The 11,405-nt window shown below is 46.5% G+C and carries 14 protein-coding genes, 1 tRNA gene and 1 pseudogene; 8 read left to right on the top strand and 8 right to left on the bottom strand.

What is annotated here, in order from left to right; all coding sequences use genetic code 11:
* From ABY802_RS13945 to ABY802_RS13925, 5 genes and pseudogenes are all read right to left on the bottom strand, one after another.
* A pseudogene (locus ABY802_RS13945) lies at positions 1-455 on the bottom strand (HNH endonuclease); the annotation flags it as partial.
* 2 nt (positions 456-457) lie between these two features.
* Positions 458-1,054: a class I SAM-dependent methyltransferase gene (locus ABY802_RS13940; RefSeq protein ID WP_372627734.1), complete on the bottom strand. Its 597-nt coding sequence runs from the start codon at positions 1,052-1,054 to the stop codon at positions 458-460.
* Between the two features lie 413 nt (positions 1,055-1,467).
* Positions 1,468-1,746: a helix-turn-helix domain-containing protein gene (locus ABY802_RS13935; RefSeq protein ID WP_372627733.1), complete on the bottom strand. Its 279-nt coding sequence runs from the start codon at positions 1,744-1,746 to the stop codon at positions 1,468-1,470.
* A 592-nt stretch (positions 1,747-2,338) separates the two neighbouring features.
* A tRNA-Arg gene (locus ABY802_RS13930) sits at positions 2,339-2,413 on the bottom strand.
* A gap of 96 nt (positions 2,414-2,509) precedes the next feature.
* Positions 2,510-3,643, bottom strand: a complete 1,134-nt coding sequence (locus ABY802_RS13925) for a flagellar assembly protein T N-terminal domain-containing protein (protein WP_372627732.1) — start codon at positions 3,641-3,643, stop codon at positions 2,510-2,512.
* 228 nt (positions 3,644-3,871) lie between these two features.
* On the opposite strand from ABY802_RS13925, the gene ABY802_RS13920 reads away from it, so the two are divergent.
* Complete coding sequence (locus ABY802_RS13920; protein ID WP_372627731.1) at positions 3,872-4,339, top strand: LPP20 family lipoprotein; 468 nt, start codon at positions 3,872-3,874, stop codon at positions 4,337-4,339.
* A gap of 58 nt (positions 4,340-4,397) precedes the next feature.
* Here ABY802_RS13920 and flgN read toward each other — a convergent pair whose 3' ends face one another.
* The 3 genes from flgN to flgA all read right to left on the bottom strand — a co-directional run bounded on the left by flgN (position 4,398) and on the right by flgA (position 5,952).
* Positions 4,398-4,832 (bottom strand): flagellar export chaperone FlgN, encoded by a 435-nt coding sequence (flgN, locus tag ABY802_RS13915; RefSeq protein ID WP_372627730.1) that lies wholly within the window; start codon positions 4,830-4,832, stop codon positions 4,398-4,400.
* Entirely contained in the window at positions 4,829-5,164 is a 336-nt protein-coding gene (gene flgM, locus ABY802_RS13910; protein ID WP_372627729.1) for a flagellar biosynthesis anti-sigma factor FlgM, read from the bottom strand. The genes flgN and flgM overlap by 4 nt, the downstream gene beginning before the upstream one ends.
* Positions 5,165-5,241: 77 nt before the next feature.
* A complete protein-coding gene (gene flgA, locus ABY802_RS13905) occupies positions 5,242-5,952 on the bottom strand; it encodes a flagellar basal body P-ring formation chaperone FlgA (protein WP_372627728.1) in 711 nt (236 codons plus the stop codon).
* A 187-nt stretch (positions 5,953-6,139) separates the two neighbouring features.
* Between flgA and ABY802_RS13900 the strand changes: the two genes are divergently transcribed.
* From ABY802_RS13900 to ABY802_RS13870, 7 genes are all read left to right on the top strand, one after another.
* Positions 6,140-7,072: a chemotaxis protein CheV gene (locus ABY802_RS13900; RefSeq protein ID WP_372627727.1), complete on the top strand. Its 933-nt coding sequence runs from the start codon at positions 6,140-6,142 to the stop codon at positions 7,070-7,072.
* 16 nt (positions 7,073-7,088) lie between these two features.
* A complete protein-coding gene (locus ABY802_RS13895; protein WP_290614790.1) occupies positions 7,089-7,922 on the top strand; it encodes a protein-glutamate O-methyltransferase CheR in 834 nt (277 codons plus the stop codon).
* 71 nt (positions 7,923-7,993) lie between these two features.
* On the top strand, positions 7,994-8,395 hold the full coding sequence (flgB, locus tag ABY802_RS13890; RefSeq protein WP_372627726.1) for a flagellar basal body rod protein FlgB: 402 nt from the start codon (positions 7,994-7,996) through the stop codon (positions 8,393-8,395).
* A 2-nt stretch (positions 8,396-8,397) separates the two neighbouring features.
* A complete protein-coding gene (flgC, locus tag ABY802_RS13885) occupies positions 8,398-8,817 on the top strand; it encodes a flagellar basal body rod protein FlgC (RefSeq protein WP_372627725.1) in 420 nt (139 codons plus the stop codon).
* Between the two features lie 13 nt (positions 8,818-8,830).
* Positions 8,831-9,514, top strand: coding sequence for a flagellar hook assembly protein FlgD (locus tag ABY802_RS13880; protein ID WP_372627724.1), 684 nt, complete (start codon positions 8,831-8,833; stop codon positions 9,512-9,514).
* Positions 9,515-9,539: 25 nt separating this feature from the next.
* Positions 9,540-10,859 carry a flagellar hook protein FlgE gene (gene flgE / locus ABY802_RS13875; RefSeq protein WP_372627723.1) on the top strand — a complete coding sequence of 440 codons (1,320 nt, stop codon included), beginning with the start codon at positions 9,540-9,542 and terminating at the stop codon, positions 10,857-10,859.
* A 126-nt stretch (positions 10,860-10,985) separates the two neighbouring features.
* Positions 10,986-11,405, top strand: a 420-nt coding sequence (locus ABY802_RS13870) for a flagellar hook-basal body complex protein (RefSeq protein ID WP_372627722.1), incomplete at its 3' end; no start/stop codon positions are given.

Below are 11,405 nucleotides of genomic sequence, written 5' to 3'. Positions count from 1 at the left end.
TGATGCGGATAGAGAAAACACTCAGGCTGTTTTGCCAAAACTTGTAGCCGCCATAACGGGCCGTCTTTAAGCGTTGCCAGCGTGGCACGATAAATCTGTTTCCAATACATGCTTTGCTTTAACTGGCGAATATTGCGGATGTTGTTTTGCTGGCACTCGTACAACACACTGATCACTTTGGATTGTTTGCCTGCGTTTTGTTTAAGTAGTGCCGCATCTCCGTTGTTGCCAGCAGCAAAAGGCATGGCGTGGTGCCAGTACAACAGAATAAATTTGTCTACCAGTGCATCCAATGTGATTACCAGCTCGCTGTCGGGTTGCTGCAGCGGCTGTTCGACACAGACATCGGCAATGGCATGCAGCAAGGCAAACTTGTACGTTGCGCTAAAATCTCCCTCGTTCAACATGCGCTGAATGTAGCCAATAAAATCCAGTTGTTGCTGCATACCCGCCATATTTAGCTGCCATTCCTGAATAACAGGGCATTAAGCCAGGTTTCGTGGTTACGTGCAGGACGTTGATCCTGCGTCAGCCACATCTTGTTCAAAGTCAGCCCGTTAACATTGCTGATTAAGGCGGTAAGCCGGGCTTCATTCATATCAGTAAAATGCCTGCCATGGTCTTGGCGCTCGGCATCACCATATTTAAACGAGGCGTAAAGCACGCCGCTTGGCTTTAATGCTTGCTGTAATAAGCCAAACACTGCGGCCAAGTTATTATTGGCAACATGCAGCAAGCTGGCGCAGCACCATATGCCATGGTATTTTTCGTGCTGGTTTAACTGTTCAAAACGCTGCACCGCAACAGCTTGTTGCAGGCGTGTGCTGGCAAGGCGGGCTAGTTCTGCACTGGCGTCAAAGGCGCTAACCTTAAAACCTTGTTGTTTAAAATAATCAGCATCACGGCCGCTGCCACAACCGGCATCGAGAATATGGCCACCAATTTTAACGAAGGGTAAAAACTCTGCGTATAGCGCCGTCATGTCAATCTGATCTGTGCTTTGGGTATAATCAGCTGCATGCTGATTATAATAATCTATTGTTTTTGAGGGCATTTAGCCGACCACACATTCTTAAAAACTAAGTTGAGCCTATCTCAAACCTTTATAGAAAGTCGATAGTTAACGTTTTTAATTCTGGTGAAGGCAATGTGGTGAAAAGGCGACTAGCTACTCGATGATTAGCCAACCCGCTTGGGGCTGCTGGAACAGGAATCGAACAGCCAGTGATATAAGGCGTTGCAGCCGGTTTTATCTTGTTGTGGTGCTATGTGTGGTGCGAAAGTTTTGCTGGATACAAATATTTTCGAATAATGGGTCAGTTTCGAATGCCAGTGACTAAAGAAGGTTAGTCGCGCTCTGCTCCAGGATGAACACCGATTCTGGTTTTATGTGAACACCTGTACTGATTTAATGTGAACGCTACCCAGGAGCACAGCTTCTTCATGCTACACCCCATTTAGCCCGCCTTATATAACGCGTTTAAAAAAACGGGCGCTTAGTTGAAAGCCGCCTGGCGCCAATAGTTTGCTTACTACGGATAAGCGCGGATCGGTATTGCCTTTTTCAATGTCACGCAACGTTTTATCAGATACCCGGGTGAAGGTTGCGTAGCGTGTTTGGGTCATGCCATAAAATTCAGTTCTTATGCGTCGAATAGCTTCCCCAATTGATAAACTATTATCAGCAACAGCGCTTTCAATTTCCTCTATTATCCTTTTACGCTCTGCGATTGATAAATTAGTCATGGCATATCCCCAATAACGTTAACTTGTTTGCTATGTCGAAAAAGCCAATAGATGGAAAATCAAGTATTTCTGGTGGACATTGATAGCTCTGCAGCAACTGAGGAACACGAAGCAAAGGCTTAGCCAACGTGTTTAAAAATGCCATTAGCTCACCTAAAGGGCAACATTGCTACTCATCTCATTAGCAACGAAACTAATCTCAGCAGCATCCCGCCATTGGCCTTGATTAAATAGTTGTAGCGTAATGGTGTTCACCAATGCTCCGGTAGTTTATTACTGATATGGCCTTACATTAGCTTAATTTTCGGAAGTATGCTACCGCTAAGGGGTGTAAAATGCTGGAGCAGGGGAAGTAAACTACCGATACTGTGGTGGGGCAAAGAATAAACCGCTGCGGTGCTGCAGCGTGAACAGGCGTATGGCATGATTTACTTTGGCATTTTGCTCTGTGGTGCTATCTGTGGTGCTAAAAAGCGTATATTGCTTTGAACCGCATAAGACCTGCTAAGGCCGAAAATCATTGCTAAGGTTTGATATTGAAGGGGTTTTTTCAGGGGCTTTAGACCATATAAGACCGGGTTGAACTGTCTTATGGCTGCCCCAGCAGGAATCGAACCTGCAACTGCCCCTTAGGAGGGGGCCGTTATATCCATTTAACTATAGGGCAATTGTGCGGAATTGAACGCGCGAAAGTTTAACAGAATAAATGGGTTAAGTGAATGACAAAACGGTTTGCTATTCACTCGCTTAATTCAGCATTTTTTTATAAACCGGAACTGTTAATGCTTATTAAGTCACCGATTTGCAAGTGACTTACCAGGGTGGGGGTGCTGGCACTGGCCCAGGCATTTTCGGCGCTGATGTCGGTGATTTTCAGGGTTACCGGGCTTTTATGCAGTTTTTCCAGGCCATCTCTGCCGGCAAAGCGCTGGATTTGCATCACCGTAACATTGTCGCCCAGCTGTAAACCCTGCCGGGAGCCTTTATTAATAGCAATCTGGTGTTGCTCAACATGGCTTACCTGGGCCAAAAGGCCCTGACACTGGGTGTGTTGCTGAATGTCTTTCGCTACGGCTTTTAATACCGTATCAATTTTCTGGCCGTACGGCTGCAACCAAAACTGCTGACTGTGGCTGCCTGCTACCTTCAGTTCGCTTTGCCACTCTGCCTGAGTGCGATATTGTTGCTGGTACACCAGCTGGTTATCAAACAAATCATACAAGGCAACATCCAGTGCAAAAAAGCGCTGGAAGCTATCGTCCTGCCAAAAACGGTTCGTGCGCTTACCTAATGACAGATCGGTAATATTAGTTACCAGTACAAACTGCTGGCCGTCGGTAAATAGCTGGCGATTGATGCTGTCGGTCATCAGCTCAGGTTTCAGACTATAGTCAACGGCAGTGACCAAGAGTGCAGGAGAATAATCTTGTAAGTGGCGTGATAACTGGGCAGTAGCGTTTTTATCCAGTTCAAATAGCTGACCATAAATAGCGTCGCGCCGCGCGCCAAGCTCAACCTGAGCCAGAAGTAATGGCTTTTTTTGATGACTACCTTTACAAAGTTGTTGTTGCGGCAATATTTCAGCCTGCAGGGTAACGGTAACAAAATCGCTGCCATAGTTTTCACTAAGCAGCCTGATTTCTCGTATCTCGGAATCGCTGTCCAGCGTAAGCTGATGTTGCTGCATTACGCCTGCAACCAATTGCTGCTGGCTCGATACCCTGACACCAGCATACAACGCCGCACGTTCCAGCGCGTCACTGATCGCGGCCTGCTTGGCCTTTGCGACATCACCTTGTTCTATGGCCGCCTGGCCTGTCATCTCAAACCAGTTCGCGGACAGTGGGCTGCTTAATAGCAGAGTACAGCAGGCGCTAACTATTAGTGGTAATTTCATAACCCGCCAAAAATACGTTGATAAAAGCTTCATAAGGTAATTAAAGCAAAAACTATGCCTTACTTTAACTATAAGGAGATGTGGAGCAAGAATTTACGAAGATGGCGCAAATTTTGCTTAAACAAACTTAGACAAATTGTGAAGTACTTATTTTAAGTGCTGAGTGTTAAGTACTGAGAGTTAAGTGCTTTTGCATTGTACGCCGCTAACCCTGATGACGGATGCCAAATGATGAAATTAACGGTTATAACTTTTTCTGCACTGTTATGTGCACTATTACTTGTTGGTTGTAGTCAGCTTTTCGACAAGCATATCGAGTATGTGCCGGTTAAGCCTGATGCATTCCCAATGTTGCAAGCCGTGGGCATGGCGCCAATCTCACTGCAGCCGGGGGAGTCTGATAGTCAGAAAATATTGCTGGCCATGAGGGCGTCAAAACTAGAGGCTTATCGTGAATTGGCTGAACAGGTGTATGGCCAAAGAATTGACAGCAGTAATAGTGTTAAGTCGATGGTAGCTGGCAATGATCAGTTTGGTGCGTCAGTACAAGGCGTTATTCGCGGCGCAAGGGTGGTAAAAACCTATGCGGTGGACGATGCCTATATTACTGAGCTTGAGCTTGATTTTGAGCAGGTTTATCACTTATACCAAAACGTATATCCGCGTCAGACTATCAAAAGCATTCACTATTATTAATAGTAGCGATGTTTAGTAGAGAAAGCCGGTGGTATATCAAATCGGGTGGCAGGTGCGTTCAGGCCTTAATACCTTTGCCAATGTTATCGACAGTTGGTTTGCCCTTACTGGTGTAGGTTAAACCCGACTTTCCTCTGGCTGACAATAACTCGGTTTTCAGCCGCTGCAGCGTTAGCTGGCTTTGCTCTAACGTTATCTGATTAACTTCATTTTGCTGTTTACAGCTCGCCAGACTTTCTTCCAGTTTAATGATTTGCTGTTTAAACCAGGGTTCAGCGCGTGCGGCTTGTAACCCTTCACTTGCAGCAATGCTGGCATCAGTGGCTTGAATTTCAGTTAACGTTTGTTGTTTCTCAATAGTTAGCGTGTTAAGTGCGTCAATGTCACGGGAGGCAAGGGCGGCAAGTTCTTGCCGCAATAGCAAAAGCAGCGCGTCCAGTTGCGCTTGCTGTTGCTGTAACAAGGTATTCAGAGGTTCAAATTGGCTGTTCATTCTTTATTAAACAAGTCACCTTCAAATTGCATAATTCGCCGGGCAAGCTGCTCAACATTTACTTTGTATTTGCCTTCGGCAATCGCCTGCTTAATTTTATCAACCTTTTCCTGATCGACGCCGCTTGCCGCATTGGCTTTTTCCTGCAATTTAGTAAATTGCTTGGCCTGAGGGGTAATAGATACGGAATCCTGACGCTGGGCAGCACCTTGCAAGGTTGCCTGTTGCGTTGCATTTTGTTGCACAGTGGCTTGCTGACGCTGAGCCCCTTGATCAACCTTGTCGTTTTTAACCTGAGAAGTATTCTGCAGGTTATTGATATTTATAGCCATGATAGAACCTCTTTACCTTAAACCAGTTCCCTATGTTCAGGTTAACGGCTGAGCTTTAAAAAACTTTAATATATTTTCTAAAATTTTACTCTGACCTGATTAACAGCAACCACCTCGGTCTGGATCTTCCTGCCAGACTGCTGATTTTGTACCGCTATGGTATCACCGAGTGTACCATCCTGCTCAGCGATACCACTAGCTGAGACGCTAAGGCCGCTATTGTCAATCAGTATTGTAACAACATCTCCACGACAGACAAGGCAAAGATCCTGCATTGTAATCAACTGGCCGTTATTGAGTGCTCGCTTGCTGCGGGCGCCAATTATCTGACGCGGGTCCGAAACCAAATTACCTCTGACAAAACGTCGTTCTTTATTATCGACATGTAGCATATCGGCAGTAATGACGGTTCCTGTAGCGATATTTTGCCTTACCGTAACCGCCTCGACAATTTCTGCTATTTTAACCGGCACGTACAACTGCCACGGACCCGGTTCGCTGCAACTGATATTAACGGTAATTTGCCTGGGAGAATGGTGTTGTGGTCGACTAAACTGTGGTGTTTCTGCACACACTTTGTCGCCGATGCGATTATCCAGTGGCACGACAGTTAATTCTACCCCACTGTCAGGCGCAAGGTTCAGTTCCTGCGAAAGCCATTGCCCGGTCATTTCAGTTAATTGTTCCGGGCTGTATTGCAGTAATTCTGGTTGCCTTGCCAAGCTCAGATTACTGATTAAAAATAATGAGATAAAGAATATCAGATAAAACTTTTCGTACTTAATCATATGGTTTCAGCTATGCTTTACAGGCTAACAGCTATACCATTGCTGGTATAACAAGGTTTAATTTCTGCCAGACACCGGATCAGTAACTGATTTAGTGTACTAGGCACTCTACTATGGCTGCTGCTTTGTTGTTGCGATTAATGTCGCTGCAATAATAACGCCATAATGTAGACGACAGGAGTGGTAAATGGCCAGTATTTTAGATTCGGTGAACCAGCGAACACAACTTGTCGGACAGAACAGGCTTGAGCTTTTGCTCTTTAAACTTGAAGGCCGGCAACGCTTTGGCATAAACGTGTTTAAAGTGCGTGAGGTATTGCAGTGTCCGCCATTAACCGCGATCCCCAAGCGTAACAAGCTGGTAAGAGGCATAGCCCATGTCCGGGGCCAGACTATTTCGGTGATTGATCTTAGCCTGGCAACTGGCGGCAAGCCGGTGAGTGATCTGAGTACCGCGTTTATTATTATCGCCGAGTTTAATCGTTCAGTGCAGGGGTTTCTGGTCAGTTCGGTAGAGCGCATTATTAATATTAACTGGGATTCCATTATGCCGCCGCCAAAAGGCACCGGTGGTAAGCAAAGCTATCTGACTGCAATAACCGAAATTGATAAAGAATTGGTAGAAATTCTCGATGTTGAGAAAATTTTAGAGGAAATTTCGCCGTCGCCAACTTCTATTAGCAGTGCGACGGTGGATACCGCAACCATTAATAAGGATTTGGGAGATCGGTTAATTTTAATTGCAGATGACTCCACCGTTGCCCGTAATCAGGTGAAAAGAGCATTAGAGGGACTCGGTGTTAAGATGCATCTGGTAAATAACGGCCGTGAGGCCTTAACTTACTTGCAGCAAGCGGCAAAAGAGTGTGAGGTGTCTGTTACTGAAAAAGTAGGGTTACTGATTTCGGATATTGAGATGCCCGACATGGATGGGTATACCCTGACAGCAGAGATAAGGCTTGATCCGCGATTGAAAAACCTGCATGTTATTTTGCATACGTCATTGAGTGGGGTATTTAATCAGCAAATGGTTAAAAAAGTTGGCGCTGACGATTTTATAGCAAAATTTAATCCGGATGAACTGGCAGAGTCGGTGCAAAAATGGCTGCATGCAGAATAAGCATTAAGGGCAAGTAGTGACCAACAAAGAGCTGCAGGAAGGCGAATATAAACTGTTCAGGGATTTTCTTGAACAGCAGTGCGGTATTGTGTTGGGAGATAACAAACAATACCTGGTGAAAAGCCGGCTTGGTCCACTAATGCAACGGTTTAACATCGCTACGTTGTCGGAGTTAGTTGCCAAAACCTTAAGCCCGTTTGAGCGTCAGCTGCGCTCGGCGGTCATTGATGCGATGACCACTAACGAAACGTTATGGTTTAGAGATTCTTATCCCTACGAGTTATTAAAGAAACAAATTTTGCCGGAACTGGAAAAAAGCTGCCGCACCCTGAAGATTTGGTCTGCCGCCAGCTCGTCCGGACAAGAGCCTTATTCCATTGCGATGACAGGGCTGGAATATCAGCAAAGCCGGCCCGGCTCTTTTAGCCTGGGCTTAAATATTTTGGGTACTGATATTTCCAATACCATGCTCGAGCATTGTCAGCGGGCAGAATATGATGGTTTAGCCTTATCGCGCGGCTTGTCGCCAGAGCGACGCAGCCGTTTTTTTGAAGACAGCGGTAACGGTATGATGCGGGTCAAAGATTTCGCCCGCAAAAATGTCAGTTTTCGCCACTTAAACTTGCTTGATAGCTATAGCTTACTAGGTAAGTTTGATATTATTTTTTGCCGAAATGTACTTATTTACTTCTCTCCTGATTTAAAAGCCAAAATTATCAAACAGTTTGCCCAGTCACTTAATTCACGGGGCTATTTGTTTCTTGGCGCGTCTGAATCTATCTCCAGCGTTAATAACGATTTTGAGATGATACGCTGCAACCCCGGGATTATTTACCGCAAAAAAGTTTAAACACCACTGCTGAAAAACTGGCCTGTGTTTTGCATTTGGTTTGCCATAGTTCGACAGAAGGTGGCAAAAAAATGGCAATCAGTTTTGAAAAAGCATTTGGAATGCATCCTCATGCCTTAATGATCCGCGAAAAACGCTCTGAAGTGCTGGCTGAAAACATTGCTAATGCTGATACGCCAGGCTACAAAGCGAAAGATGTCGATTTTCAGCAGGCATTACAACTTGCCCAGTCCCGCCGCGGACAAAGTGCCAGCCGCACCCACGAACAGCATTTTCATATTGCCTCGACTATGGCAAAAGACACGTTATTTCGCCAGCCAGATCAAGCCGACACCGGTGATGGTAATAGTGTGGACATTCATCGCGAGCGTAACGCCGTTATGCAGAATAACCTGGAATATCAAACCAGTTTAACCTTCCTTAATAGCCGCATTTCAGGAATGAAAAAGGCGATAACCGGTTCAGGACAATAATTATGAGCATTTCAAAAGTATTTGATATCGCTGGCAGCGGCATGACCGCGCAGTCAGTAAGAATGAATACCACCGCCAGTAATATTGCTAATGCCAATAGCGTTAGCAGCAGTGCCGGCGAAACGTACCGCGGTCGGCACCCGGTATTCCAGACCCAGTTGACGGAAGCCAGGCGAGCGCAAGGCGATAGTGCCGGCGTTAAGGTGATGGGCATTGTGGAATCTGATGCGCCACTAAACGTGGAGTATGCGCCCAATCATCCACTGGCCGATGAAAACGGTTATATCTATAAACCTAACGTCAATATTATGGAAGAAATGGCGAATATGATTTCAGCCTCGCGCTCTTATGAAACGAATGTGCAAACGGCAGATGCAGCAAAGCAAATGATTATGCGCACGTTGCGAATGGGTCAGAGTTAATAAGGAATAGCAGATGAGTACTATTAACAATAACCCGGCATTAGATGGCATGTACTGGGATGGCGGCAAGAAAGTGCCGGATAAAAATGACGGTGCCTTAACCCAGTCAGATTTTTTTGCTTTGCTAACGCAACAGCTGGCTTATCAGGACCCGACCAAGCCGGTAGAAAACGATCAGATGATTGCGCAGATGACTAACTTTACCATGGCCGATGGTATTGGCTCGTTAAACGAGAGTTTTAAAGGTTTTGCTGAAAGCATGACCTCAAATCAGGCATTGCAGGCATCTTCTCTGGTTGGGCGAAGCGTGTTAACACAGTCGGATGAAATTGTGTTTACCGGCGAAACTTTGTCGCGCGGTCATATTAACCTGGACAAGCCAGCAGATAACATGCGGGTGCGGATAGAGAAAGCAAATGGTGAGCTGGTTACTAATTTTAACGTCAGTAATCCGGCAGTAGGTAAAAACGAATTTGTCTGGGATGGCACCGATGCCAACGGAGAGCCCATGCCGCCTGGTGTTTACAAAATTAAAGTAGAAGCCAGTTTTTCCGGTGAGAACCGATCGATACCGGTCAATGTGTTTACGCCGGTATCCAGCGTGAGCCTGGCAGGCAGTGGTAAAGGAATTACGCTTAACCTGGTTGGGTTAGGGGCAGTAAAATTAACTGATGTTCTTGAAGTTTCTTACGGTTAAGCAACCGTTTAAGGTGAGGTGATTTATGAGTTTTCAAATAGCATTAAGCGGCCTGGCTGCAGCCCAGAAAGATCTGGATACCACGGCAAACAATATTGCTAACGTTAATACGACCGGCTTTAAAGAGTCACGGGCCGAGTTTGCCGATGTGTATGCGACGTCTATTTTTTCATCGGGGCGCACCAAAGTAGGTGACGGTGTGTCTACCTCAACGGTTGCCCAGCAGTTTAATCAGGGGTCATTACAATTTACCAATAACTCGCTGGATCTGGCGATTACCGGTGAAGGCTTTTTTGCGACCACGCCTGATTTACAGTCACAGGACCTGACGTATACCCGAGCAGGGGCCTTTAAGCTGAACAAAGATAATTTTATTGTCGATAACCGCGGCAACTTTCTGCAGGGCTTTAACGTTGACCCGGTAACCGGTGAAAACAGCTCAGTCAGTTTAAGCACGTCATCACCTATCTCCATACCCACCTCAGCAGGTGCGCCACGTGAGACCAATAATGTATTTCTGAGTATGAACGTTGACTCCCGGGCATTGCCGACAGCGGCAGTACCGTTTGATCCGACAGATCGGGCAAGTTATAACCATTCTACCTCGGTTACGGTTTATGACAGTCTGGGCGAATCACATATTCTGACCACGTATTTCAGAAAAGCAGATACCACAGCGCCGGCGCCATCGCAGTGGGAAACCTATGTGGTTTGGGATGACAATGTGGCAACACCACCAGCGGCAGGCTCCTGGATCCAGGGCGACGATATTTTCTTTGATTCAAGTGGTAACTTTATTACTCCGCCTGTTCCTGAAATCAGGCTGCCTGCTGCGGTGTTAAATGATCCGCTAAATGGTTATTTAGACAACGGTGCGCAGTATGCAAATGATGTGGTGGTTAATTTCCGCGATGCCTCTGGTACCCGCACGCCTACCCAGTATGCCTCGGGTTTTGATGTGAATAATTTAAGTCAGGACGGCACTACCGTAGGCAGCCTGACCGGGGTTGATATTGACTCTTTTGGCCGGGTGCTGGCGACTTACAGTAACGGCGACTCATCTTACCTGGCCCAGGTAACACTGGTACGCTTTGCCAATGTGCAAGGCTTAAAGCAGGTGGGCAATACGTCCTGGAAACAGAGTTTAACCTCGGGCGAGCCGATAGGTGGCCAGGGTAATACCGGTACCTTTGGTGCGGTAAACGCCTCGGCGCTGGAGCAGTCAAACGTTAACCTGACGACCGAACTGGTGGATTTAATCAGCGCCCAGCGAAATTTCCAGGCAAACTCACGAGCTCTGGAAGTGAACAGTACCTTACAACAGACTGTGCTGCAGATCCGTTAATCTTCAGCCGCTTAAACCTTCTGAAACACCACCTTCGGGTGGTGTTTTTTTATCCGATTTTCGCGGCCAGGCCTAACTGGCATCAAAGTTGCTTTATAGATACAGAGATGACTATCGGAGCGCATTATGGACCATTTGCTATATATCGCCATGAGTGGTGCCAAAGAAAACATGCATGGCATCAGCGTTCGGGCTAACAACCTGGCAAACAGCAATACCGTTGGTTTTAAAACAGATTTTGAACAGGCTCGTGCCATGCAGGCATATGGCGCTGGCTTGCCGAGCAGAGTATTCGCCATGACCGAGCAGCCAGGTCAAAACTTTGACGCCGGACCCATGATTATATCGGAACGCGAGCTGGATATTGCCATCCAGGGCGATGGCTGGTTTGCCGTGCAGGATGCAGATGGCAATGAAGCCTACACCCGTGCCGGAAATTTGCAGTTAAGCCCTACGGGTATGCTGGAAACCGCGAACGGCCGGGCGGTGATAGGGGATGGCGGGCCAATCCAACTGCCGGTACCCCTGGCTAAGTTAGAAATAGGC

It is taken from the genome of Arsukibacterium sp., from assembly GCF_041616895.1.
GTDB lineage: Bacteria > Pseudomonadota > Gammaproteobacteria > Enterobacterales > Alteromonadaceae > Alishewanella.
The sequence above is the reverse complement of the archived record's forward strand: the minus strand, read 5'-3'. Positions and strand labels throughout refer to the sequence as shown.